The 25925-nt window shown below is 59.3% G+C and carries 22 protein-coding genes and 2 pseudogenes; 9 read left to right on the top strand and 15 right to left on the bottom strand.

Annotation, left to right across the window (positions count from 1 at the left end; translation table 11 throughout):
* The 5 genes and pseudogenes from CER19_RS28525 to CER19_RS29355 form a co-directional block, all read right to left on the bottom strand.
* Positions 1-701: pseudogene (locus CER19_RS28525) on the bottom strand (alkaline protease); the annotation flags it as partial.
* Positions 702-1081: 380 nt separating this feature from the next.
* Positions 1082-2764, bottom strand: a complete 1683-nt coding sequence (locus CER19_RS04705; protein WP_305955555.1) for a M10 family metallopeptidase C-terminal domain-containing protein — start codon at positions 2762-2764, stop codon at positions 1082-1084.
* Between the two features lie 1570 nt (positions 2765-4334).
* Positions 4335-5894 carry a M57 family metalloprotease gene (locus CER19_RS04700; protein ID WP_165861594.1) on the bottom strand — a complete coding sequence of 520 codons (1560 nt, stop codon included), beginning with the start codon at positions 5892-5894 and terminating at the stop codon, positions 4335-4337.
* Between the two features lie 405 nt (positions 5895-6299).
* Positions 6300-6866 carry a phosphonate metabolism protein/1,5-bisphosphokinase (PRPP-forming) PhnN gene (phnN, locus tag CER19_RS04695; protein ID WP_116665557.1) on the bottom strand — a complete coding sequence of 189 codons (567 nt, stop codon included), beginning with the start codon at positions 6864-6866 and terminating at the stop codon, positions 6300-6302.
* 73 nt (positions 6867-6939) lie between these two features.
* Positions 6940-7043 (bottom strand): annotated as a pseudogene (locus tag CER19_RS29355) (hypothetical protein); the annotation flags it as partial.
* A 165-nt stretch (positions 7044-7208) separates the two neighbouring features.
* On the opposite strand from CER19_RS29355, the gene CER19_RS04690 reads away from it, so the two are divergent.
* From CER19_RS04690 to CER19_RS04660, 7 genes are all read left to right on the top strand, one after another.
* On the top strand, positions 7209-8642 hold the full coding sequence (locus tag CER19_RS04690) for an FAD-binding oxidoreductase (protein WP_116665556.1): 1434 nt from the start codon (positions 7209-7211) through the stop codon (positions 8640-8642).
* Positions 8639-9499, top strand: a complete 861-nt coding sequence (locus tag CER19_RS04685) for a HemK/PrmC family methyltransferase (RefSeq protein WP_116665555.1) — start codon at positions 8639-8641, stop codon at positions 9497-9499. The genes CER19_RS04690 and CER19_RS04685 overlap by 4 nt, the downstream gene beginning before the upstream one ends.
* Positions 9500-9512: 13 nt before the next feature.
* Positions 9513-10784 carry an aminotransferase class I/II-fold pyridoxal phosphate-dependent enzyme gene (locus CER19_RS04680; RefSeq protein ID WP_116665554.1) on the top strand — a complete coding sequence of 424 codons (1272 nt, stop codon included), beginning with the start codon at positions 9513-9515 and terminating at the stop codon, positions 10782-10784.
* A 45-nt stretch (positions 10785-10829) separates the two neighbouring features.
* Positions 10830-11165 carry a chorismate mutase gene (locus CER19_RS04675; protein ID WP_256660380.1) on the top strand — a complete coding sequence of 112 codons (336 nt, stop codon included), beginning with the start codon at positions 10830-10832 and terminating at the stop codon, positions 11163-11165.
* On the top strand, positions 11162-13231 hold the full coding sequence (pabB, locus tag CER19_RS04670; RefSeq protein WP_116665552.1) for an aminodeoxychorismate synthase component I: 2070 nt from the start codon (positions 11162-11164) through the stop codon (positions 13229-13231). Before CER19_RS04675 ends, pabB begins: the two co-directional genes overlap by 4 nt.
* Positions 13228-14100: a prephenate dehydrogenase dimerization domain-containing protein gene (locus CER19_RS04665; protein ID WP_116665551.1), complete on the top strand. Its 873-nt coding sequence runs from the start codon at positions 13228-13230 to the stop codon at positions 14098-14100. Before pabB ends, CER19_RS04665 begins: the two co-directional genes overlap by 4 nt.
* 71 nt (positions 14101-14171) lie before the next feature.
* Positions 14172-15692, top strand: coding sequence for an MFS transporter (locus CER19_RS04660; protein WP_116665550.1), 1521 nt, complete (start codon positions 14172-14174; stop codon positions 15690-15692).
* Positions 15693-16189: 497 nt separating this feature from the next.
* On the opposite strand, the gene CER19_RS04655 is transcribed toward CER19_RS04660, so the two are convergent.
* The 10 genes from CER19_RS04655 to ccmA all read right to left on the bottom strand — a co-directional run bounded on the left by CER19_RS04655 (position 16190) and on the right by ccmA (position 23563).
* Entirely contained in the window at positions 16190-16597 is a 408-nt protein-coding gene (locus CER19_RS04655; protein ID WP_116665549.1) for a hypothetical protein, read from the bottom strand.
* Between the two features lie 16 nt (positions 16598-16613).
* A complete protein-coding gene (ccmI, locus tag CER19_RS04650) occupies positions 16614-17804 on the bottom strand; it encodes a c-type cytochrome biogenesis protein CcmI (protein WP_116665548.1) in 1191 nt (396 codons plus the stop codon).
* Positions 17797-18270 (bottom strand): cytochrome c-type biogenesis protein, encoded by a 474-nt coding sequence (locus CER19_RS04645; protein ID WP_003189960.1) that lies wholly within the window; start codon positions 18268-18270, stop codon positions 17797-17799. The genes ccmI and CER19_RS04645 overlap by 8 nt, the downstream gene beginning before the upstream one ends.
* A complete protein-coding gene (locus CER19_RS04640; RefSeq protein WP_116665547.1) occupies positions 18267-18803 on the bottom strand; it encodes a DsbE family thiol:disulfide interchange protein in 537 nt (178 codons plus the stop codon). Before CER19_RS04640 ends, CER19_RS04645 begins: the two co-directional genes overlap by 4 nt.
* Positions 18800-20788, bottom strand: a complete 1989-nt coding sequence (locus CER19_RS04635) for a heme lyase CcmF/NrfE family subunit (RefSeq protein ID WP_116665546.1) — start codon at positions 20786-20788, stop codon at positions 18800-18802. The genes CER19_RS04640 and CER19_RS04635 overlap by 4 nt, the downstream gene beginning before the upstream one ends.
* Before the next feature lie 3 nt (positions 20789-20791).
* Positions 20792-21250: a cytochrome c maturation protein CcmE gene (gene ccmE, locus CER19_RS04630; RefSeq protein ID WP_116665545.1), complete on the bottom strand. Its 459-nt coding sequence runs from the start codon at positions 21248-21250 to the stop codon at positions 20792-20794.
* Complete coding sequence (ccmD, locus tag CER19_RS04625) at positions 21247-21423, bottom strand: heme exporter protein CcmD (RefSeq protein ID WP_003172771.1); 177 nt, start codon at positions 21421-21423, stop codon at positions 21247-21249. The genes ccmE and ccmD overlap by 4 nt, the downstream gene beginning before the upstream one ends.
* Positions 21420-22175, bottom strand: a complete 756-nt coding sequence (locus CER19_RS04620) for a heme ABC transporter permease (RefSeq protein WP_116665544.1) — start codon at positions 22173-22175, stop codon at positions 21420-21422. The genes ccmD and CER19_RS04620 overlap by 4 nt, the downstream gene beginning before the upstream one ends.
* An 87-nt stretch (positions 22176-22262) precedes the next feature.
* Positions 22263-22931 carry a heme exporter protein CcmB gene (gene ccmB / locus CER19_RS04615; RefSeq protein ID WP_014717701.1) on the bottom strand — a complete coding sequence of 223 codons (669 nt, stop codon included), beginning with the start codon at positions 22929-22931 and terminating at the stop codon, positions 22263-22265.
* Positions 22928-23563, bottom strand: a complete 636-nt coding sequence (gene ccmA, locus CER19_RS04610; RefSeq protein WP_116665543.1) for a cytochrome c biogenesis heme-transporting ATPase CcmA — start codon at positions 23561-23563, stop codon at positions 22928-22930. Before ccmA ends, ccmB begins: the two co-directional genes overlap by 4 nt.
* 200 nt (positions 23564-23763) lie before the next feature.
* Here ccmA and CER19_RS04605 point away from each other — a divergent pair, with 200 nt between their 5' ends.
* Complete coding sequence (locus CER19_RS04605) at positions 23764-25341, top strand: flagellar hook-length control protein FliK (protein ID WP_116665542.1); 1578 nt, start codon at positions 23764-23766, stop codon at positions 25339-25341.
* Positions 25338-25667: an EscU/YscU/HrcU family type III secretion system export apparatus switch protein gene (locus CER19_RS04600; RefSeq protein WP_116665541.1), complete on the top strand. Its 330-nt coding sequence runs from the start codon at positions 25338-25340 to the stop codon at positions 25665-25667. Before CER19_RS04605 ends, CER19_RS04600 begins: the two co-directional genes overlap by 4 nt.
* Positions 25668-25925: the final 258 nt, after the last annotated feature.

The raw sequence follows: 25925 nt of genomic DNA, 5'->3' as shown, positions 1-25925 counted from the left end.
TTCGGCTTGGTTTTATCCGTTACCAGCGGGGCATCACCCTTGGGCTTGGTTTTATCCGTTACCAGCGGGGCATCACCCTTCGGCTTGGTTTTATCCGTTACCAGCGGGGCATCACCCTTGGGCTGGGTTTTATCCGTTACCAGCGGGGCATCACCCTTCGGCTTGGTTTTATCCGTTACCAGCGGGGCATCACCCTTGGGCTTGGTTTTATCCGTTACCAGCGGGGCATCACCCTTCGGCTTGGTTTTATCCGTTACTAGCGGGGCATCACCCTTCGGCTTGGTTTTATCCGTTACCAGCGGGGTATTATCCTTGGGCTGGGTTTTATCAGCTACCAGCGTTGTGTCACCCTTTGGCTTGGACTCAGGAGTGGGTTTGGTATTTTCCTCTGCCATCGGATAGCAACGGGCCGTCACCACGTTGCCGGAATTGATGTCTCCAAGTCGAAGTAGCCCCGAGTTTAGACTCAATCCATACATTCGCTGCTGATGAGTGCGTGCGCCTATCAGCGGAGCAGAAAGATTAAGCAATTGAGAGTTTGTTGAGGCTTGTTTGTCTACTGCTGAATTCGCGTCGCGATGAAGGAAGCTGGCAGCTTCACTTTCAGCTGGATTGCCAGAACGTAGCACCTGAGACGGCTGAGGGGCCACGTTCGGTGTGGGCACATAATAATTTGCAGCGGGTGTATTTGCATTAATCATAATCACGTTTCTCAGTTAGTTAAAAACAACAACACAACACTTCACACGTAAGTCACCGGTGAATTCCTAGACATCCAACTTCGTTAATAGCCATTCAAATCTTCAAGTCGATCAACCTCCCCTTCCAAGCCGCTACTGCCAGTTCGCGCATAAACGCTCACCAACTTAACCATTCACAGCCCAAGAAAATTAATGATTAGACAAACCAATTTTTATATAAGTATCACAGCACCAGCCTTACTGACGAACATCAAGCCATTGCTGATTGTTTGCACTTACACACGGGGCAATGCATGATTTGACTTCGCTACAGACTCGATTTAAATCGAGCGATCAGCGTGACTTTTCACTTCTAAAAACAGCAGGCTACTTGAACGTATTCAGCGTGCGGCTGCCGGTGAACGGGGCCCGTTCCAAGACCGCGCTGAATACGCCGACTGATCGTTTCGCCTGGCAGCTCTCGGCTCGCAAGGATCCGGTTTCGGATCACAGGGATCTGGACGTGGCGTCGGCTCGCGGGTCGCCGGCCGTGGCCTGGGCTCACGCGGGTTCGGGCGCGGCGTTGGCTCACACGGGTCAGGACGTGGTGTCGGCTCGCGGGTCTCTGGCCGGGGCCTGGGGTCACGCGGGGACGGGCGCGGCGTTGGCTCACACGGGTCTGGACGTGGCGTAGGCTCGCGGGTCTCCGGGCGTGGCCGGGGGTCACGCGGGTTCGGGCGTGGCGTTGGCTCCCACGGGTCCGGACGTGGTGTCGGCTCGCGAGGCTCCGGCCGTGGCCTGGGGTCACGCGGGTTCGGGCGCGGCGGTGGCTTCCACGGGTCTGGACGTGGCGTAGGCTCGCGGGTCTCCGGGCGTGGCCGGGGGTCACGCGGGTTCGGGCGTGGCGTTGGCTCACACGGGTCTGGACGTGGTGTCGGCTCGCGAGTCTCCGGGCTTGGCCGAGGGTCACGCGGGTTCGGGCGTGGCGTTGGCTTCCACGGGTCTGGACGTGGCGTAGGCTCGCGGGTCTCCGGGCGTGGCCGGGGGTCACGCGGGTTCGGGCGTGGCGTTGGCTTCCACGGGTCTGGACGTGGCGTCGGCTCACAAGGCTCTGGCCGTGGCTTCGGCTCACAAGGATCTGGCCGTGGCTTCGGCTCACACGGGTCTGGACGCGGCTTCGGCTCACAAGGATCTGGCCGTGGCTTCGGCTCACACGGGTCTGGACGCGGCTTCGGCTCACAAGGATCTGGCCGTGGCTTCGGCTCACAGCGGTCTGGACTTGGCCTGGGCTCCTCAGGCTTTGACTCCTTCGGTTTGGGCTCAGACTTGGTTTTGGGCTCCTCGAATTGAGGCCGCGACGCAGGCTTGGGCTCTTTCGGTTCAGGGTTTGGCGTAGGCGTATCGCCGTGCGCCACGACATCACCCGCGTTTATCCGGCCGATGCTTTTTACGAACAGATCAGCCTTGCCGTTGCCCGTCAGGTCCAGGGCCAGACTTCCCTCATTACTGCCCTCGCTGTAACTCATCACAGCCTGGCCGGGTTGACCCGTTAAGCGATCAACGAATTTAAGCGCACTGAGATTGGCCCTTTTCAAAACCCCGGAGACGTCAATTTTGTCTGCGCCACTTTCAAAGTCCAGGATTACATCGGGGTTATCCGGCGTGGAATCATTGGCATGGTCATAGACAAAAGTGTCTGCCCCCCCTCCCCCTGACAACCGGTCTGCTCCACCGCCCCCTTTGAGACGATTGGCGACCTGGTTACCTATGAGAGCGTCATCTCCCTTGCCGCCCACCGCGTTTTCCAGTGTGACGCCCTTGGCTATGGAGACATTACCCTTCAACGCCCCGACATCCGAAAAAGACTCGGCATTGAGATTGATTTTCTGAGGCTGTGAATACCCAGAGAAATCCAACGTGTCTTTTCCACCACCATCCCACACACAAAAAATAGGGTTGTCATTTGCCGACTTCAAACTAAGCGCTTCACGGTTCGTATTGGAATTAAACCCATAGGTAGTATCGGTATTGCGCGTAGTGGTATTCGGCCCATACAGTTTCTGGACAGCCGAGATGTCATCCATCATCGGCGCAGAAGGGTTCAACAATTTGAAATCGTGGCCTGGCTGGTTTTTTTCTGAATAGTAACTCATCACAGAACGCGCTCGAGTATCCCCTGCATAGACTGCGTCACGCCCATAGTTACCAGTGCCGTCATAACGCCCCGGGTGTTCCAGGCCGATTGAATGACCTATTTCATGAATAAGCACTTCGCGAAAAAAATGACCCAGTGGAGGGTTCGCCCCCGCATTCGCCGTTCCAATATTTACAAAGGTTCGAGTCATGAACTTATCAGGGAGTGAGGCCACTCCCCCCGGTGTTCCGGGCATTTCACTGATATCAACATGACCGTCTGAATGTTGCGGTTTTTCAGTGAATGTAACGTTAGCGACATCCTGCCAGGATTGCAGTGCCTGCCTGACCTGCTCTGCCTGCTGTGGGGTAAAACCCTTGGAGACGCGAACGGATAAGGTAATTTTGCCGTCACCATTATTATCATGAACCTTGAAACCGCTGCGGGTGATGTGTTTTCCCGCCTGTTCCGTGGTGAACACTGGCTTTTTACTATTGAGTGTATAGGCCCCGGCAGGGCTCTCTGGGCTGATACTGCTATTAAGAACTGGTTCCTTGGGTATAACAACATTAGGTGTGGATGGTCCGGGCACTCTCATAAACCAACGTCCTCATAAAAATCAGACTCGAGGCTGTAACATCAGCACGTTCGAGATACCGATTCCCGCCCAACAAGAGCAGCAGTAGTTATCGGCACAGCGTTAAATTCGCACACCCCCTTGCCGTACGCCAGCGGTGAAATAATTCAACTCGACACACTCTAAAATTTAAAAACAGTTTAATCTTATACTCGACAACTCCCGAAACTTCAGAACAGATAGCACTTTAACCGCGAACATGATAAGTCTTTGTTTTGCATGAACATTAAACCTCACAAACACACTTTACATAATTTTTATTGCAAAGCGTTATTCACAATCAGACAACACCCCAATCGCACAGAAACCTATATCCGACTGGCAACTTTTAACCCGTCCTACACAACAACCCAATGCAAAGACGAATAGCAGAGTTCGTATTGAAAGAAAAAACCTGCAGTGCTCATACCACGGCTTTATTCTGGCCGAGGACGGTCATTCAATGTACTGCAACTACCGATCCGGCTGACGCTCCAAAACTGCAATATGAAAAACACACTGCAATACGGCCAGTGTGTGCCTTAACGGGAGTGTCCGACGGTTGAGCAGAGCCTTGCAGGCGCCCTATGAAGCGACGAAGCAGAACGATCACCGAGCGCTGATAGGCCGCTGCAAAGGACACGGCTGAAGGGAGAAAACGTACGGCAGGCAGGCTTGAACGCGGTGCCGCGCGCGTTCAAACCTGGACAGAGGTAACCGGGAGAGCGGCGCGACGGCACAAAGGTGCTAGCGCAATCGTTGGGTTGCAGGGGCTGGCATTCTTAGGCAATCACCGCCAGGAAAAGCTGCAAGGTCAAGGCGGTGAAAGGTACGTGTGTTGTTGGTCAGACGCTGCGATGGCGTGCTCTGGGCTGATCAAGGGACTAGCCAATAGCCACCGGACTCACCGAAATATCGACCGCACCTTATTTACAAACCCCTTGAACGATGAAAGAGCTTTCTCGATAAACCTTCTCCCCGGCCGGGGCGCCGGGCCGGGGCTTGGCCTCGGCTCTGGCTGCGGGTCAGGGTCAGGCTTGGGATCAGGATCAGGCTTGGAGTCAGTCGGCTCCGAAATGGGACTTGGAACGGGTTCCGACACAGGGACAACAGTGGGCCCAGGCGTCGGTGTGACAGTCGGCGCCTCACCGTTCCAGATCACATCCGTCTGCTTGATCTGGCTTTGGCTGGCGATCATCAGATCCGCCGTGCCGTTCCCCGTTGTATCTACAGCCAATGTGGAACGGCCAGTCTTCGAGTCATGACCGAGCACGGCATCCCCCGCTTTTGCGCTGAATTTATCAATGAAATTCAACGATTTGATCCCTGCCTCCTGTAGAACGCCGGTGAGGTCGATCTTGTCGAGCCCGCTTTGGAAGTCCTGAATAACGTCCGGGTTCTGCGGTGTCGAATCGCCGACGCGGTGATACACAAACGTGTCTGCCCCTGCACCGCCGTGCAACTTATCGGCACCCTTGCCGCCCGTAAGACGATTGTTGCCCTCGTTTCCCGTCAAGGTATCGTTGCCGGCACCGCCGATGGCATTTTCGACAATGACGCCCTTGGCAATCGATACGTTCCCGCGCAAGCCACCCACGTCCGAAAACGCCTCAGCCTTGAGGTTGATGGTTTGATTCTGGGTAAACCCGGAGAAATCGAGCGTGTCGTTACCGCCGCCATCCCAGACGGTAAAAATCGGCTTGTCACTCCCCTGCTTGAGGCTGTAAACCTCGCGACCTGCATTGGAATTGAAGCCATAGGTAGTGTCGGTATTGCGGGTCTTCGTATTGGCGCCATAGAGCCGCTGGGCTGCCGCGACATCGTCCATCATCGGTGCCGCCGGGCTGCGGCCGGCAAACTTGTGCCCCGGTTGATGGGTCTCGGCCCAATAGCTCATGACACTGCGTGCCTTGGTGTCCTGCGCATATTCGGCACTGCGCTCGTAATTGAAGCCTTGGCCATTGTATTCACCTGGATGACTGAGCCCCAGGGTATGCCCCAGTTCATGGATCAACAAACCCAGGAAGTGACTGCCCATGGTCGGGTTCTGCCCACCCGAAGTGCCTATATTGGCCTGGACTTTTGCATGTTGACCGAACGGCAAGCTTGCCCAGCCTCCCGATCCGCCAGTCCCGTTGATAGTGATCTTGCCATCGGTGTTTGAGCCATTTTCAACAAATTCGATATTGGCGATATCCGCCCAGTATTGAAGGGCTTGCCTGGCTCGCTCTTTCTGCGCCGCATTGAACCCTCCGGAAAAGTTAAACCCCACCACAATTTTTCCGTCTTTATTACTGTCCGTGAACTTCGCGTTACTGCGCGCAATATGTTTCGCCGCCTGGTCCGTGGTGAAAGATTTTTTATTATTGGCCCAAAGAATAACTTGCTTTTCATCAGGTGAAAAATTGGAGTTCAATGTCTCAGGGGGATGCGACTGGAAAGACTGTCTAACTGGGATATGCATGGCACTTTACGACTCTGAACAGTGAAAGGAATCGTCCATGTACAGGAGTTATCGATGCCGACTGTTCCGTAGTCAGCCCGATAAAGCTCCCATATTGAAAACGCCTTCACCATCGCAAACTCTTTGCAAGAAAACCCTATAAACACGACCGCAAAAAACCCGCACACTTTTTATTCAGCGCAGCACAACCTGCCCTTATCAATCACTCTAAAACCCTGATATTACAGACGTAAAAACTCGCAAATCGTTAATTTAATCGGGTCGACAGTTAAACTTCAAACATCCAGTAACCCACTCAAACACATCAGAAAAAAATAAGTTCAGTGCCAGGGTTTTATCTGAGACCTGGCCTCATCAAGCACTACATGACGGGGTTGTCCCAACCTACCGGGACTTGGGTCAGGCTCATACGCTATGCCGGTGGTCCAGGCAGCACAGCAAGCGTTCAACGGTGTGCGCCAAGGGGCCGGAATTATCCAACACGAACAAACCCGCGCCGTGACCTGCGATCAATTCGGCAGTGAACCGCGCATTGCGCGCCAGGCGTTGCTCGATATCCGCCAACGACTCCCGCCCACGCGCAATCAGACGTTGGCGCAACACCGCTTGGTCCACCGTCAGCAGCAATACCAGCAAGGTCGGATAACGCTCGCGGGTCTGCGCCAGGTGGGCACGGGAGCCGTTGACCAAAACATCGTCGCCTGCGGCCAGCCAATCGTCGATGTCCTTGGAGATGCCATAGGACAAGCCATTAGCCTGCCAGCTCAAGGCAAATGCACCCTCGGCCTCCATCGCCGCAAATTGCTCGGGGCTCACCCCTTGCGCCGCTTCGCCCACCGCCTCCGCCGACCGCGTGATCACCCGCCGCACCAGGCGGCACCCACGCTCGACCAGGCGTGGGCGCGCGGCGTCCAGCAGGCTGTCCTTGCCCGACCCCGATGGCCCGATGAGATAGATCAACCTGCCCGCCATCAAAACACCCTCTTCGCTTGTCTCCAGACCTGTACCGGCGCCCCGGTGTCAGCATTCGGTGCGTCAAGCCATCGTAGGGGCTGGAAAGTATTTCCAGCCAACCTGCCCTTGCAGGCCGGCGGCGGCCACATTACCCGAGTGTGACCCACCGCGCACCACGCTCGGCACGTGCACCAGGCTTTCCGGGCTTGTCTGAGTGAGTATGTAAATTTGTAACAACGATACAACATGAAACAAATGCTCGATGGTCGCCCCTTCTCACAATCTATAAAAAGCTCAGCACGTTCCTACATGGGAATGTTTTTCATCCTACAGCTGACAGTTTAAACAAGGATCTAGAACATGGAGTTCGACGTAATTGTAGTAGGCGCAGGCGCCATTGGCGGTTCTATCGCGTATGAACTGAGCTCAAGGGGCTTGAAGGTTTGCCGGGTCGGTGAGATCGCCCGCACCAACGCTGCATCCAAGGCAGCCGGTGCCATGAATGGCTGTTTTGGCGAGGTCACCAGCGGCCTGTTGGCCAGCGAGCATGGCCGACTCAAACTCAATATGGATCGTCAGGCACAGGACCTCTGGCCCGCCTGGGCCGAACGTCTGGCCGCCGCCTCCGGCATCAGCACACCGCTGTTCAGTGCCAGCGGCACCCATGTGTTGCTCAACAGTGCAGGCATGGACGAAGTCGATACCGTCAACTACGAAGCCATCGAGCACACACTGCAAGCCTATGGGGAACAGTACGAAACCATTGATCCAAGAACCATGGAATGGCTGGCACCGGATCATCTGGTACGTCCCCTGCGCGGGCTGTTTATCCACAATGAACACGCCGTTGATTCGCACTTGCTACTGGAAAAGCTCGATGCCGCGCTGCTCGCCAACAATGGCACCTTGATCAATGAGAACGCCAGCCGGGTGATCGCCGAAGGCGCAATCGCCACAGGGGTCGAGTTGCTCAGCGGTGAGGTGCTGTGGGGGAAAAAGGTGGTAGTGGCTGCCGGTGTTCAGTCGCTGGACCTGCTCAGCGAGTTCGACACGCTCGTCAAGAAAATCCCACCATTGTTCAGCGGATATGGCGTGTCCATTCTGGTCAAGCTGCCTGACGGCATGGCGTTACCCCAATCGGTGATCCGCACCCCCAATCGTGCGTTTGCCTGTGGCTTGCATTGCGTGCCACGCGGTGACGGTGTGCTGTACCTGGGCGCGACCAATATCCTGTCCGAACGCCCCAAACACCATGCGCTGATCTCGGATGTACAGTTTTTGCTCGATTGCGCCGTCGACCAATTGAACCTTGACCTGCACAGTGCCGAAATTCTTTCGATCCAGGTGGGCAACCGTCCCATTCCAGCCGACGGCTTCCCTCTGATCGGCGAATGCGGCATGCAAGGGCTGTGGCTGGCAACCGGGACTTACCGTGATGGCCTGCACCAATCGCCGTTGCTGGCGGCCTACCTCGCCGACTGCTTGACTGGCGTCGAGAGCACCGGCCTGGACTTGAGCACCTTCAATCCTGTGCGCGCCCCGCTGACCGGGCTTGCTCGCGAGCTGACGGTTGGCGAAACCGTCAAGCAAATGTTTGCCACCGGTTATGAATATCGCTGGGACGTAAAACCTTACTGGTTGCCCATTCTCGATAAAGGACTGTCGAGCAATTACCAGCAACTGATCGATGAACTGCACCCCTCGTTCACTCCCCCGCCGGAGTTGGTCGCATTCTCCTACCTCTACGAATCCATGCGCGTGAAGCTGGCGCAGTATTACAAGGAGTGGTCATGAGTCTGGGCAAACAGGAGCAGGAAGCGATCGCACAGGCCCGCGTGCAGTTGGAAGCGGCCGGCGTGTGGGACCCGGACAATGACCTGGATAGCCTGGTCGATCGCTTTATCGTGCGCGCCGACAAACAGCGCGCACTTGATGAGTTCAGGCTGGCGGTCAGCGAGCGCTGCAATCGGATTCCGTTGGGGCATATTGTCGGCACCGTCGCGTTCGACGGCTTGCCCCTGGTTGTGGGCAGCGGCGTATTTATCCCGCGCCCGCACAGCACGGTGATTCATAAGTGGCTGGACGATGCCCAACTGGCAACGGGAACCTGCGTGCTGGACCTTTGTGCCGGCAGCGGTGCCATCGGCCTGGCCATCGCCCGGCGCCGGCCAGACCTGCAGGTGACCTGCGTGGAGTTTGAAGACGTGGCTGTCCACTACCTCAAACGCAATATTGCCCGGTTGGCCACCCAAGACGTGCATGTCAATGCGATGCAGGCGGATATCCGTGAACCCCATGCATTCGCCGACTTCAAGCACCAGGTAGGGCTGATTGTCGCCAACCCGCCGTACGTTCCCCGTCAGACTCAGTTACAGCCCGAATGGGGCAGCCATCATCCCTCGGCGGCCGTCTATTCAGGTGCGGATGGCCTGGACCTGACGCGGCACATCCTCGCCCTGGCGACTACCTTGCTGACACCCGAGGGGTGGCTGGTGATCGAACACGGCGAGGATCAAGCATTCGCCGTTCGTGAGTTGTTCCAACAGCACCACTTGCTTGACGTCAACACTGTGATTGACCGTGAGTCATCGGACACCACAGGCACTTCCGTCATGACCGTGGGCCGCTTATCGAACACTGTTCAAGCATAGGAGTTTTTGAGCAATGGATGCACAAAGCAAACAAGACTGGATGACCATTCGCCGTGACAACACCACCAGCGCCCTGGAGAGCGCCTATGCAGAAGGCCTCACGGGCCTTACCGTCGCGAGCCGTGAAGGCAAGCGCATCACCCTGACGCAAGGCGGCACGTTCACCGAGTTCGTTTCCTGTTCTTATCTGGGCCTGGAAACCCATCCTGCACTGATCGAAGCGGCACACCAGGCACTGGGCACCTTTGGCCTGCACCTGTCCTCGTCACGCAGTGCCATGCGCCCGGTTTACTTGCCAGAACTGGAGTCGCTGCTCAGCCGCATTTATAAAGGCTGCGGTGTCAGCGTATTCACCTCCACCAGCAGCGTGCACCTTGGCGTACTGCCACTGTTGGGCAGCAATTCGCTCAAGGGCTATCCGATCAAAAAGCGCGCCCACTGGTTGATCGACAAAACCGCTCACGCCTCGATGCAGGTGCTGCGCGGCATTCTGCAGCAGTTTGGTGAAGTGTCCCGTGTCGAAGCCACCGATCCGGAGTCGATGAGCGTGGCCTTGAAACACTGCGCGGATCGCCAGGAAACGCCGATTCTGTTGATCGACGGTATCGGCTCGATGAGCGGCCTGGTGCCCATCGCGCACCTCTCGCGCCAACTGGCGGACGCCGCAGGCTACTTGTATGTGGATGATGCCCACGGCATCTCGATCGCAGGGCGTCATGGCGCTGGCTACGCCCTGGCAGCGGTAGATAACCAGTTGCCGCACAACATGATCCTGGCCGGCTCTCTGTCCAAGGCCTTCGGCGGAGCGGGCGGGTTTGTGGTGGTGAGTGACCCGCGGGATATCCCGTCGATTCAGACACTGGCCAACCCCCTGGTGTTCGGTCACTCCATCATGGTGCCAATGCTGGCTGCCAACGTTGCCGCCGCGAAGATTCACCTGAGCGACGAGATTGATAGCCTGCAAGACAGCCTGTGGAGCAACGTGCGCCTGTTTGATTCGCTGACCCACAATCGCCTGCTCAACGCCGGAGTCCAATCACCGGTCAGGGGCGCATTTTTCGAAACCGAAGAAGACGGCCTGCAAGCCTGCCGGATCCTGCGCGACCACGGCATCCTGATGTTCCCGGTGTTTTACCCCATCATCGCCAAGGGAAAAGCCATGCTGCGCTTCGCCTTTTCGGCCAGCCACGGCGATCACGATATCCGGCAACTGGCCCAAGCCTTGAACGCGCTCACCCGTGCAGGCTTATGGAACGCCACTGCGCTACCCGAGGCCACTGCCTGACCCTTCACACACCCGCACTACGTCGTACACATCAAAGGAATGAATATGACACGGCACCAGCAGATTTCACGTGCAACTCCGTCCACCATCCTGCAACCCATGCGGGATCAGTTGGACCGGATCAACACCCACTTGGTCGACCTGCTTGGCGAACGCATGAGCGTGTGCATGGAGATCGCCGAACTCAAGGCGGCCCATGACATCCCCATGATGCAGCCCAAACGTATCGTTCAAGTGATGGATCAGCTCGCGAGCCACTCTTCGAAAGTCGGCTTGAGGCCCGATTACGTTCAGTCCGTGTTCAAGCTGATCATCGAGGAAACCTGCAACCAGGAAGAGCGGTTGATCCAACAACGCCTGGGCCAGGGGCAGCATTCATGAAAATATTGCTGATCGATAACTTTGATTCCTTCACCCAGAACATCGCCCAATACCTGTACGAGGTCACAGGTGTGTGCGTCGATATCGTCACCAATACCGTGGCGTACGAACACCTGCACATTGAACAATACGATGCCGTAGTGCTTTCACCAGGCCCTGGGCACCCAGGCGAGTACCTGGATTTTGGCGTGTGCGGGCAGGTTATCCTGCGTTCTCCGGTGCCCTTGCTCGGCATTTGCCTGGGGCACCAGGGTATCGCCCAATTTCTGGGCGGAACCGTCGGCCACGCGCCCAACCCGGTACACGGCTACCGCAGTAAAATCCGGCACGCCGGCAGCGGCTTGTTCCAAGACCTGCCAGAGCAGTTTGAAGTGGTGCGCTACCACTCTCTGATGTGTACCCATCTGCCTGAGGAACTGCGCTGCACGGCGTGGACAGAGGAAGGTGTGGTGATGGCGATCGAGCACCAACGTCGTCCGATCTGGGGCGTCCAATTCCACCCTGAGTCCATCGACTCCGAGTATGGGCATGCGCTGCTCAGTAACTTCATCCGCATGGCGCTCGAACACAATGGGCGCCAGCGCATGCCGACGCGGCAGAGCCCGGCCAGTGCCCAATCGGCCAAGGAGCACTACGTCGCGGTAGGCGGTTTGCTCAACCTGCAATTGGCCTATCGTGCCCATCCGACTGCGTGTGATCCATTGACGCTGTTCACCACGCTTTATGCCAATGATCAGCATGCTTTCTGGCTCGACAGCGAAAAATCCGAACGGCCCAACGCGCGCTATTCAATCATGGGCAGCGGCCAGGCCCAGGGCGCTATTCGCCTCACGTATGACGTCGACAGTGAAACCCTCACACTTGAGGGCCCCAAAGGCAGCAGGCGTGTGGCGGGTGACTTCTTCACCCTGCTCGGCCAGCTCATCGAATCGGTGAACGTGGCAGTCCCGCAATACCTTCCGTTTGAATTCAAGGGAGGTTTTGTCGGGTACCTGGGTTATGAACTCAAGGCCCTGACCGGCGGGAACAAGGTCTATCGCTCTGGACAGCCCGATGCGGGTTTTATGTTGGCGCCGCATTTCTTCGTCTTCGACCACCATGACCAAAAGGTCTATGAATGCCTGTTAAACGCGACAGGCCAGCCCCCGCAGTGGCCATCGTTGCAGACCTCAATGCCGACGCCTCAAAGCGCCACGGATACCCTGCATTTTGTCCCCGGTGCAGTGGATGAACTTGAGCTGTCACTCGAAGACAGCCCCGACAGTTACATCCGTAAGGTCAAGCAGTCGCTGCAATACATCACCGATGGTGAATCCTATGAAATATGCCTGACCAACCGCGCGCGGATGAGCTACGACGGCACGCCCCTGGCGGCCTATCGGAGAATGCGCGAAGCAAGCCCAGTGCCCTACGGGGCCTATCTGTGCTTCGACAGCTTCAGCGTGCTGAGCGCATCACCCGAGACCTTTCTGAGGATTGATGAAGGCGGCCTGATCGAGTCCCGTCCCATCAAGGGCACCCGTGCACGCAGCAAAGACCCTGAGCAAGACCAGCGCCTGCGAGACGATTTGCACACCTCGACCAAAGATCGCGCCGAAAACCTGATGATTGTCGATCTGGTACGCCATGATCTGAACCGCGTGTGCCGTTCAGGGAGTGTGCATGTGCCGAATATTTTTGCGGTGGAAAGCTTTTCCTCGGTGCACCAGCTCGTCTCTACGGTACGTGGGCATCTACGCAACGACATCTCGCCAATGGAGGCCATCAGAGCGTGCTTTCCCGGAGGCTCAATGACCGGCGCGCCGAAAAAGCGCACGATGGAAATCATCGATGGGCTGGAGACCTGTGCACGGGGTGTTTATTCAGGAGCGCTGGGCTGGATCTCATTCAATGGCAGTGCGGAACTGAGCATCGTCATTCGCACAGCGGTATTGCACAAACAACAGGCTGAGTTCGGCATCGGGGGCGCAATCGTCGCCCACTCCGATCCGAAAGAAGAACTGGAAGAGACGCTGGTCAAGGCCAGCGTGCCGTATTACAGCTTTTGCGCAGGGAGCGACAAATGAATACCCAAGCAGTAGTCGTATTAGGAGGCGCTGGCCTCATCGGCTCACTGATCAGCCGTATTCTCAAACAATACGGGTACATCGTGCGGGTCGTGGACCGCCGTCCGGCGGATTTCGACTGTGAGTTTCACGAAATGGACGTGACTCAACCGTTCAATCATTCAGGGGCTGTTTTTCGCGACGCCATCGCCGTGGTGTTCGCCCTGCCTGAAAGAGTCGCGGTCAGCACGATCCCCTGGGTGACCACGTGCTTGCCTTCAGAAGCAGTAATGATCCCTACCTGCTCGGTGCAGAGCCCCTTTTTCAAAGCACTGAAAGCGGCGGCGCCGCAGCAAAGGTTTGTGGGGGTCAACCCCATGTTTTCGCCTAAGTTGTCCGTCCAGGGGCGCACGGTGGCGGTCTGTGTGGAAGACCTGCAAACCCCGCAATCCTTCATCGAACGCCACTTGATGGAGGCCGGGATGAAGATCCGTCGAATGACGCCCGCCGCGCATGATGAGTTGATGGCCCTGTGTCAGGCATTGCCCCATGCAGCCATTCTCGGCTTCGGCATGGCCCTGGCCCAATCTTCGGTAGACCTGGACATCGTGGCGGAGGTCATGCCGCCGCCCATGCGTACCATGATGGCACTGCTGTCGCGCATCCTGGTCAACCCGCCCGAGGTGTATTGGGACATACAACTGGAAAACGACCAGGCAACCGCTCAGCGTGAAGCGCTGGTGCAGGGCCTGGAGCGCCTGCAGGAAAACGTCGTTGAACAGGACTATGAGCGCTTCAGAAGCGATTTACAGGGGGTTTCAAAGGTTTTGGGCAAACGCTTGAATGCAGGCGCCGTGGATTGCCAGCATCTATTTTCATTGCTGAACTGAACGATGACCTCGCCAGGGAATGGCGAGGCGTTTTCTTCACAACTCACCACTTTTCCAAGAAGGAGCCGGTGATGTCTTTAGCGGCTGATGAAGTAACACAACAACCACGCTCGCGCCGGTGGTTGGCGCTCGCGATATTGATGCTGCCAGTCTTGCTGGTGACCGTGGATAACACCGTACTGGGTTTTGCCCTGCCCAAAATCGCCGAGGCCTTGCACCCCACTGCCAGCCAGCAATTGTGGATGATCGATGCCTACTCACTGGTGCTGGCAGGATTGCTCATTTCCATGGGTAGCCTTGGGGATCGCAAAGGCCATCGCAAACTTCTGCTGATCGGCTCATTGGGGTTTACCCTGGTGTCGGTGATGACCGCTTACTCCAGCACCGCCACGCAACTGGTCGTGGGACGCGCATGCATGGGGGTCTTCGGGGCGATGTTAATGCCGTCAACGTTGGCGTTGATTCGCTCAGTGTTCGAGGACCGGGAAGAGCGTCGCCTGGCCGTGGCTATCTGGGCAACCACCTTGACCGTCGGTTCTGCGCTTGGGCCGTTGGTCGGCGGCATACTGCTGGAGTTCTTCAGTTGGGGGTCGATTTTTCTCCTGGCCGTACCGGTGCTGGTGCCTCTGTTGATCCTCGGCCCTTGGCTGCTGCCTGAGTCCGAGCCGGACGCGTCGGGGCCGATGGATGTCATCAGCATTGTGCTCTCAATGGTCGCCCTCAGTGCATTGGTGTACAGCATCAAGCATGTCGCCAGTGAAGGGCCGGACGCCTGGGCACTGGCGGTATTGGCCGTTGCAATCGTGAGCGGCTGGCAATTCGTACGCCGTCAGTTGCGCCTCCCTACCCCCTTGATGGACCTGAGCCTGTTTCGCAACAAGACGTTCAGCGGCTCGGTGACCATTAACCTGATGAGCCTGGCCTTCCTGATCGGTTTCGTGTTCTTTGCCACTCAATTGCTCCAAATCGTCCTGGGCATGTCGCCCTTGAACGCCAGCCTGGCGCTGATACCGGGCCAGCTCATGGCGATTGTGGTGGGGATCCTGATCGTCCCGGTCGCCCAGCGCGTATCGGTCAATGTCCTGATTCCCATCCTGCTGGCCTTCACTGCCGGCGCGTTTTTGCTGGTCGCCAGCCTCGGTAGCAGCTTGACGGTGATCGTGGTTGCGTTTGCCTTGTTGAACATTGGCGTCGGCGCCATCGCTACGGTCTCTAACGACGTGATCCTGTCGGCTGCCCCGGCCAACAAAGCCGGAGCCGCGTCAGCCATCAGCGAGACGGCCTATGAAGTCGGCGTAGTGCTCGGCACCACCGTGCTCGGTGGCCTGGTGACGGCTTACTACCGCGGCACGCTGCACTTACCGGACTTCTTGAGCCCTATGCAAATGCACCTGGCAAGCGAAACCTTGGCAGGCGCCCACGCAATCTCGGCCACCCTGGCGCACGACCAGGCCAGTGAAGTCATGGGCAACGCTATACAGGCATTTGTAGGAGGGACTCAACTGATGGCCTGGGCGACCTTCAGCTTGGCGGTGCTGGCCATCGTCATCGCCAGGCGCACACTGAAAGCTCAGGAGACTGCGCCTGTGTGAAGTGGGTGCGGGCGGACGAACCAAGTGCAACTTGAATTCGGGGGTAACCCGGCAGGACGCCGGGTTAGATCCAACATCCCGATCGACTGGCAGGCCGCCTTCGCGAGCAAGCCCGCTCCCACACTTGGTCAGGTGTCGGCTGTCAGGCAAGCTGCAGCATAGGTATCTACCCAACTTTAGGGCGATGCTAGACCTGTGGCGAGGGAGCTTGCTCCCGTGACGGCTTGACAGCCGACGCTGGTCCAACTGAAGCGCTGCGATCCAAATGTGGGAGCTGGCTTGCCTGCGAAGGCGGCCTGGCAGCCGACCAATATGTTGGATCAGACCGAGTACATATCCGTTATTCAGGTAACGGCCACTTAGGGCTCCGCCCAACGGCGGCTACAATCTACAAAGTTGTGTAGATACCTATAGTCATCGCAGGCAAGCCAGCTCCCACAATTGATAGCATTTCAAATCGAACATAAAAAAGGCGACCTAAACACGGTCGCCTTTTGTCATTGCGCGTACTGCTTGCTCAACCCCGGCGGCACGCCTTGCACGTTGGTTTCTTCCCATGGCCCGTTGGGGCTGATGGAGCGGCTCCAGCCGTTGCTCCAGCGGTAGTAGGTGCGCTGGCGGTAGAAGGTATCAGGCTGGGCGTCCAGCACGTACACCTGCATCTTGCCGTCCCAGTGGCTGGCGGCGCCCGGCGGTGGGGCGAAGGTCGGCGATTTGCTTGGCAGAGGCTTGGGCGGCGGAGTCACCGGACCGGAAGGTTTGGTGCTGGGCTTGGTGCTCGGCTGGGTCGAGGGGCCAGACGGTGGAATAGTCGGGCCGGTCGGCGCCGCAGGTGGGCGATGGACCGCACAGGCACTCAGGCCGAGTACCAGGCTGAGCAGGGTGATGCGTGCAAATGCGGTCATGGGCGTGTCCTCAGAATTACTGGTCCGGAGTGTCGATGGTCAATTGCTGCAGCGCAGTGGTGCTGCTGGCCAACGGTTGGCTGCGGCCGATCCATTCGCCAGTGGTCGGTTGGCCGGCCCGGGATATGCGCGCAACCAGTTGGACTTCGGGGAAGTTGGACAGTTTCAACTGCGGCATCATCGCGTCGGCATCGCCCAGTTCGACGGTGACCGGCAATGCGTCGACGGTCACACGCTTGGCAGCCAAGGGCGCCGGGGGGCCGTTTACGGCGCGGGCAAAGATGAACACGCTGTCGCCTGGCAGGGACTTGGCTTTCACCTCGGCAGATACGTCCACCCGCACGGTCAGCAGCGCCTTCGGCGCCTGAGCCACGCTGCCACCGCTCTCCTTGAGCTTCTCTGCTGCGCGATCAATCCCGCCTTGCAAGGCGACACGGGAATTGTCCTCTGGCGGCAGTTGCGCGAGCAGGCGGTTCCAGTAGTCGATGGCTTCCTGATAACGCTGGCCCTCAAAGGCAGCGATACCCAGCAGGCCGAGACTGGTGACTTCCTTGGGGTCGAGCTTCAAGGCTTCGTCGGTCAAGGCCTGAACCTTAGGCGACCACTGTTTGTTGTCGGCAAAGTACTGCGCCTGGGCCCATTGGCCGAGCAGTTCCGGTTGGCGCCCGGCCAATGCAACCGTACGTTCAAAGACTTTGGCGGCATCAGCGGCACGGTCCTGGGCCATATAGGCGCGCCCAAGGAAGTACAAACCTTCTGCCGAATCCGGTTGCGCGGCGGCGGCGCGTTCCAGGCGGCGAGTCATGTCGGCCATGGACACCGGCGGTTGGGAAAACTCACGGGTCAGTTCAACCTTGTCGCTCGCCCCATAATGCAGGTACAGCGCAACGCCCAGCACAGGCACCAGAAACGCCGCCAAAAACGGCAGCGGTTTGCCTAACCGCGATTCGCGGGGCTTTTCCACGCCTTCGGTGTCGGCCAGCAACTCACGGGCCGCTTCGGCGCGGCCCGTGTCGAGTTGCGCGGTATTCAACACACCTTCGTCCTGCTGCGCTTGCAGCTCGGCGACACGTTCCTGGTACAGCGCCACGTTCAACGCGGTGCGATCCTCTTCACGCTGGGCACGACGGCCACGCAACACAGGGATCAACAGGAAACTCAGGGCAATCAGTAGCAGCAAACCGGCTGCGAGCCAGAAATCAATCATCAGTCTTGGTGTCCAGCAATTGGTCGAGGCGTTTACGCTCTTCAGGGGACAGCGCATCGGCGCCATCAATCGGTGCGACACGGCGGCGACGCACGATCACGGCCATCACCACCACGCCGGCCAGCAACAGCCCGGCCGGGCCAAACCACAGCAGCGCGGTCTTGCCGGTGAGCGCCGGTTTGTAGCGCACGAAATCACCGTAGCGGTCGACCATGAAGTCGATGATCTGCTGGTCGTCCTTGCCCTCCCCCAGCATGCGGAAAATCTCTCTGCGCAGGTCGGTGGCGATCGGGGCGTTGGAGTCGGCAATGTCCTGGTTCTGGCACTTCGGGCAGCGCAGTTCCTTGGTCAAATCGCGAAAACGCTCACGCTCGGCGTCGTTGGCAAATTCATAGGTGTCGATGGCGGCGTGGGCCACGCCGGCCAGGCCCAGGGCTAAAACGGCAGCGGTCAACCAACGCTTCATGGCTTGGCCTCATCGACCAGCGCCTGGTACTTGGCGGCCAGCTGTTCGCGCCACCCCGTTTCGTCGATCACGCCGACGAACTTGTCGCGAATCACACCCTTGGCATCGATGAAGAAGGTTTCCGGCGCGCCGTAAACGCCCAGGTTCAACCCCAGGTTGCCGTCTTCGTCGCGGATATCCAGCTGGTACGGGTTATGAAATTCCGCCAGCCACTTCAAAGCCGCCGCATTGTCGTCCTTGTAGTTAATGCCGTAGATCACCACGCCCTTCTCGGCCAGCTTGTTCAGCACCGGGTGTTCGACGCGGCAAGAGATGCACCAGGTGGCCCACACGTTGACCAGCGCCGGCTTGCCCTGCAAATCTGCCTGGGTCAGGGTCTTGTCACCCTGCACCGTTGGCAGGTTGAAGGCGGGGAACGGCTTGCCGATCATCGCCGAAGGCAGCTCGGCCGGGTCCAGGTACAAACCGCGATACAGGAACACCGCCACCAGCAGGAACAACGCCAGCGGCACAACCATCAACCAACGCTTCATACCGCAGCTCCCGAAAGGCCAAGCGCTTCACGCACCCGGCTCTTGACCTTGACCCGATAGCGCCGGTCCAGCGCCGCGAGCAACCCGCCGAACCCGGTGAGCAAACCGCCGAACCAGATCCAGCGCACGAAAGGTTTGACATGCACGCGCACAGCCCAGGCGCCATCGCCCAGGGGTTCACCGAGGGCCACATACAGGTCACGGGTGAAACCTGCGTCGATGCCAGCCTCGGTCATCATCGAACTTTGCACGGTGTACAGGCGTTTCTCCGGGTGCAGCACGGCGATTTCCTTGCCATTGCGCACCACGCGCACCGTACCTTTATCGGAGGTGAAGTTCGGCCCTTCAAAGTGCTTGGCACCTTCGAAGATGAAGTGGTAACCGGCCAGGTCCATGGACTCGCCCGGCGCCAGGCGCAGGTCGCGCTCGGCGCTGTTCTGGCTGGACAGCACGACGCCAAGGGCGCACACCGCGATACCAATGTGGGCAATTTGCATGCCCCAGTAACTGCGGGTCAGGGTGGGCAGGCCCTTGAGCAACCCCTTGTGGCGCGTCTTGTCAATGATGTCCCGCACGCCAGCCAGTAACACCCAGGCCGCCAGCAGGAACGTGGCGAGTACCGCCCAATTGAAGTCGCCGTAGGCAAACCCGGCGATCACCGCCAGGGCCACGCTGCCGAGCAGCACCGGCATCAGCATGCCCGCCAGCCATTTCACCGGGGTGTCTTTCCAGCGCACCAGCACGCCGACCGCCATCACTACCATCAACAGGCCCATCAGCGGGATGAACAACGCGTTGAAGTACGGCGGCCCCACGGACAGCTTGGCGCCGCTGAGGGCATCCAGCACCAGCGGGTAGAGGGTGCCGAGCAGGATCATCGACGCGGCTACCACCAGCACCAGGTTATTACTCAGCAACAGGGTTTCCCGCGACCACAGGTTGAAACCGACCTGGCTCTTGACCACCGGCGCGCGCAGGGCAAACAGGGTCAGGGAACCACCCACTACAAAGAGCAGGAAGATCAGGATGAACACGCCGCGCTCAGGGTCCGAGGCAAACGCATGCACCGAGGTCAGCACGCCCGAGCGCACCAGGAAAGTGCCGAGCAGGCTGAGGGAAAACGCCGCGATGGCGAGCAGTACCGTCCAGCTCTTGAACACGCCACGTTTTTCGGTGACGGCCAGGGAGTGAATCAGCGCAGTACCCACCAGCCACGGCATGAAGGAGGCGTTTTCCACCGGGTCCCAGAACCACCAGCCGCCCCAGCCGAGTTCGTAGTAGGCCCACCACGAGCCCAGGGTGATACCGATACCGAGGAAGGCCCAGGCAACGATGGTCCATGGCCGTGACCAGCGCGCCCAGGCGGCGTCGAGACGCCCGCCGAGCAAGGCGGCGATGGCGAACGCGAAGGCCACGGAAAAGCCCACATAGCCCATGTAGAGCATCGGCGGGTGCACGATCAGGCCGATATCCTGCAGCAACGGGTTGAGGTCGTGACCGTCCACCGGGATCTGCGGCAGGATGCGGGTGAACGGGTTGGAGGTCATGATCAAAAACAGCAGAAAGCCGATGCTGATCATGCCCATCACCGCCAGCACCCGCGCCAGCATCACTTGCGGCAATTGGCGCGAGAACACCGAGACGGCGAAGGTCCAGCCACCGAGGATCAAGGCCCACAACAGCAATGAACCTTCGTGGGCGCCCCACACGGCGCTGAACTTGTAGTACCAAGGCAAAGCGCTATTGGAGTTGTTGGCAACGTAGGCGACAGAAAAGTCGTCGGCCATGAAGGCATAGGTCAGGCAACCAAAGGCGAACAGCAAGAAGGCAAACTGGCCCCAGGCGGCAGGCTGCGCCAGGCTCATCCACAGGCGGTCGCCGCGCCAGGCACCCAGCAAAGGCACCACGGCCTGGACCACGGCAAAGCACAGGGCGAGGATCATCGCCAACTGGCCCAGCTCCGGAATAAACAGTGCGGACGTCATGGCTTAGCCCTCCTTGGCTGGGGTGGCGGGCGCGGTTTGGCCGCTGTCTTTCAAGGCTTTGGTGACCTCGGGCGGCATGTATTTTTCATCGTGCTTGGCCAGCACTTCGTCAGCCACCACCACGCCGTCGGCGTTGAGCTTGCCCAGGGCGACAATGCCCTGGCCTTCGCGGAACAGGTCCGGGAGGATGCCGCGATAGGTGATGGTCACGGCCTTGTTGAAATCGGTGACCACGAAGGTCACATCCAACGAATCGCCGGAACGCTTCAATGAGCCCTGCTCCACCATGCCGCCAGCGCGGATGCGCGTATCGACCGGTGCCTCGCCATTGGCGATCTGGGTGGGCGTGTAGAACAGGTTGATGTTCTGTTGCAAGGCGCTCAAAGCCAGGGTCACGGCAATACCGACGCCGGCCAGGATGGCAAGGATGATCAACAGACGCTTTCTACGCAGCGGATTCACTTTTCGGTCTCCCGGCGCAGACGTCGCGCCTCTTGTTGCAGGTAACGCTTGCGGGCCAGGATCGGCGCGGCGACGTTGAGGGCCAGCACCGCCAGGCAGATGCCATAGGCCGTCCAGACATACAGGCCGTGGTGGCCCATGGCGAGAAAATCGCTGAAAGAAGCAAAACTCATCCACGTGCTCCCAGGCAGCTTTGCACTTCGGCTTTTACCCAACTGGTACGGGCTTCACGCTTGAGCACTTCAAGGCGCATGCGCAGCAGCAATACGGCGCCGAAGAAACAGTAGAAGCCCAGCACCATCAGCAGCAACGGCGCCCACATTTCCACGGGCATCGCCGGTTTTTCGGTGAGGGTGAAGGTGGCGCCCTGGTGCAGGGTGTTCCACCACTCCACCGAATACTTGATGATCGGGATGTTGATCACGCCGACAATCGCCAGCACCGCGCAGGCCTTGGCGGCGCTGTCACGGTTGCTGATGGCGTTGCCCAGGGCAATCAGGCCGAAATACAGGAACAGCAAGATCAGCATCGAGGTCAGGCGCGCATCCCACACCCACCACGAGCCCCAGGTCGGCTTGCCCCAGATCGCACCGGTCACCAGCGCCACGGCGGTCATCCACGCACCGATGGGCGCGGCGCATTGCAGGGCTACATCGGCCAGCTTCATCTTCCATACCAGGCCGACGATGCCACACACCGCCAGCATCACATAGCAGGACTGGGCCAGCATCGCGGCAGGCACGTGGATATAGATGATGCGAAAGCTGTTGCCTTGCTGATAGTCCGGCGGCGCAAAGGCCAGGCCCCAGACCAGGCCGATGGCGATCAGCAGGATGGCGGCGATACTCAACCACGGCAGCAGCTTGCCACTGATGCCATAAAACCATTTGGGCGAGCCGAGCTTGTGAAACCAGGTCCAGTTCATTGCTGTTTCCATCACGGTGCTTTTCGTCGTGGCGAAAAGCTCAGGGTCTTTACTGACTCAGCGTCATTGACGCCGGGTCAGACCTCATTATTCACCGACGCTGATTTTCAGGCCGGCGGCTATAGCAAAAGGTGTCAGGGTTACCGCCAGGGCGGTCAGGCTGCCAAGCCACAAGAGGTAACCGGTCGCCGGCATGCCCATGAGCGCGGCTTGCAACGCGCCACTGCCCAGGATCAACACCGGGATATACAACGGCAGAATCAACAGGGCCAGCAACAGCCCGCCTCGCTTCAAGCCGACCGTCAACGCTGCGCCCACCGCCCCCAACAGGCTGAGCACCGGCGTGCCGAGTAACAAGGACAGGAGTAGCACCGGCAGGCATTCAACGGGCAACCCGAGCATCATGGCAAGCAGTGGCGAGAGCAAGACTAGCGCCAAGCCGGAAAAAACCCAGTGTGCCAGCACCTTGGCCAGTACCAGAAGTGGCAAAGGGTGCGACGAAAGGACCCACTGTTCCAGGGAACCGTCTTCGAAATCACTGCGAAACAGCCCGTCCAGCGAGAGCAGAACCGATAAAAGTGCGGCGACCCACACCAGTCCTGGGGACAAGGTTTGCAACAGTTTAGTCTCCGGACCGACCGCCAACGGGAACAGCGCGATCACGATGGCAAAAAACACCAGCGGGTTGGCCAGTTCGGCGGGGCGACGGCACAACAGTCGTGCCTCGCGGGCGACCAACAGGGCGAACACACTCATAGCGACCACCGCCCAAGGTCCAGCTCACGGTAGCCAGCAGGCATACGCGCCAAGGTGTGGTGGGTGGTGAGCACCACCAGGCCACCTTGCTCGCAGTGCTGGGCCAGGTGCGCCTCAAGTTGAGCCACGCCTTGTTTGTCGAGGGCCGTGAAAGGTTCGTCGAGAATCCACAACGGCGGGCCGGGCAAGTACAAGCGGGCCAGGGCCACACGGCGCTGCTGGCCGGCGGACAGGGTGTGGCAGGGAACGTCTTCAAAGCCCTTGAGGCCCACCGCGGCCAGGGCCTGCCAGATGGCGTCACGGGAAGCAGGATGATGCAGGGCGCTGAGCCAACTGAGGTTTTCTTCAGCGGTGAGTACGTCCTTGATGCCGGCGGCGTGGCCGATCCAGATCAGGTTGCGCGCCAGCTCAGTACGCTGTTCGTTCAACGGCTTGCCGTTGAGACGCACCACGCCGGCCGTCGGCTGCATCAGCCCGGCCAGCAGGCGCAGCAGGCTGGTCTTGCCGCTGCCATTGGGGCCACTGATTTGCACCATGTCGCCACCCGAAAGCCGCAGGTCGAGTTGCTCGAACAGCAGGCGCAGGTCGCGTTCACAGGCAAGCGCTACGGCTTCAAGAAGAGGGCTGGTCAAAAGATCGCGGGCCTTTACGGTTCAAGTCGGCGGTGCAGCGGCCGTTATAGAGAGATGCACAATAACGGCTTTGGCGACCGATTTTAGAGAGCTGGATCAAATAGTTGTGAGGTTTTTACCGCTCTCTTTGCAGACGGGCGGCATTATACATGCGATGCCCTACTCTAAAGAGGGCAATTTCCCCAGAGACGATGCGTACGATGACCGGTGAGATCAACCTTCCTCCACTGCCGCCAACCTCCGCGCCCGGGCCTGCTCCGCTGCCAGGGGCCGGCGCGTTGCTCAAACTGTTAGAGCCGCAGGCCGGGTTGATCGGCCCGGGGAAAACCGTGAACGCCGAGGTCATCGCGCTTAAACAAGGCAGCGAGGCTTTTCAACTGCTGCTCAAGTTGACCCTCGAAGGCGGTCGCCAGACCTTGGTGCAAGCCAGCAGCGCCCAGCCCTTGCCCCTGGGCAGCAATGTGGCGGTGAGCCAGACGCCTGCGGGCAACCTGGCCATTACCTTGCAGCAAGCCATGAGTGCCAACGTGGCCGCCCTCACCCGCCTCGACACTAACCAAATGCCGGTGGGTACGTTGTTGCAAGCCAAGGTGCTGACCACGCAGATGCTGCCCCAGGGCACGGCGCAACCGGCGATTTATCGCTCGCTGGTGAGTGTGTTCAATAACGCCCTGGCCGGTGCCACCCTGACCCTGGAAAGCCCTCAACCGCTGAGGGTGGGCAGCTTGCTCAGCGCCGTGGTGCAGGACACGCAAACCCTGAACTTCGTACCGTTGAGCGGGTTGAAGGACCAACTGGCCGTGGCGCAACAGCTTGCCACCCAGCAAAGTCGCCAAGGCTCACTGGATGCGGTGTTCACCGCCCTGCAAAACCTACCCCGTGGCGACAGCACATCGGCCGAGCGGCGGGCCGCCGCCGAGCGATTATTGGCGGCCTTGCCCGATCTGGCACAGGTCAGCAATCCCAAGATACTGGCCCAGGTGGTGCAGAACAGCGGCGCCTTTCTGGAAGCCAAACTGCTCGCCGGTCAGAACCCGCAAATCCCACCGCTGGACATGAAAGGCGCGCTGTTGCGCCTGGTCGCAGACCTGCTGCCCGCCCTGCCCGCCAGCACCAACCTGAATGCGATCCTCGCCGCCAATACCCTGGCCCAGGTGTTGCCGCACTTTGTGCGCAGCCCGCTGAGCACCCTCGGACAGGTCGGCGCCCGGCAGATACCCGCCGGCTTCCCGCTGCCCGAGCGACTGATGGCAAAACTGGAAGGTGAAGGCGACCTGGAAAACCTGCTACGCCTGGCCGCCGGGGCGATCTCACGCTTGCAGAGCCATCAACTGTCGAGCCTGGAACAGACCGGCACCACCGCCGACGGCCGCCTGCAAACGACCTGGCAGCTGGAAATCCCCATGCGCACCCTGCAAGACATCGTGCCGCTGCAGGTCAAGTTCCAGCGCGAGGAGCCCGCGCCAGACAAGGACCAGCCCGAGCGCAAGGATAAAAAGGACCCGAAACAAATGCTCTGGCGCGTCGAACTGGCCTTCGACATGGAGCCACTGGGCCCCCTGCAGGTTCAGGCGCAGTTGTCCCAAGGCAAACTGTCCAGCCAGCTGTGGGCCAGCCGCCCGTTCACCGCCAGCCTGATCGAAAGCCATTTGGGCAGCCTGCGTGAGCGCCTGGTGTCATCCGGGCTCAACGTCGGCGACCTGGATTGCCACCTGGGCACCCCGCCCCGTGGGCCAAAAACCGGACTGGAGCAACGCTGGGTGGACGAAACCGCGTGAAGAACGCCGCCCCGCCCCGCCAGGCCATCGCCCTCAAGTACGACGGCCAACAGGCCCCTACCCTGACGGCCAAAGGCGATGATGCCCTGGCCGAAGCCATCCTCAAGCTGGCACGGGAGAATGCAGTACCCATCTATGAAAACGCCGAGTTGGTGAAGCTGCTGGCGCGCATGGAACTGGGGGACAGCATTCCGGAAGAGTTGTACCGCACGATTGCCGAGATCATTGCGTTTGCCTGGACGTTGAAGGGCAAGTTCCCGGCCGGCTACGACCCGCAAGCAGGGCCGGTGGAGCGGGATGTCACTGAGCAGGGTGACGATTACTGATTGCTCATGAGGCCCATACACCTCCAACTGTGGGAGCTGGCTTGCCTGCGATAGCGGTGGTTCAGTTTGCCCATTTGCCCCTGATACAACGATGTAGCGAAATGGATATGTACACAATCCAACTGTGCTGACTGCCAGGCCGCCTTCGCGAGCAAGCCCGCTCCCACAGTTGATCGCAGTGCATCAGCTAGAGAGGTGCCGGCTGGCAGGCCGTTATCGCCTGCCAGCCAGCCCCCACATTTTTTAGCGCGCGCTCAG

Source organism: Pseudomonas sp. GL93, from assembly GCF_003408955.1.
Taxonomy (GTDB): Bacteria; Pseudomonadota; Gammaproteobacteria; order Pseudomonadales; family Pseudomonadaceae; genus Aquipseudomonas; species Aquipseudomonas paracarnis.
Note: the sequence above shows the minus strand (reverse complement) of the source record. Positions and strands in the feature narration are given on the sequence as shown.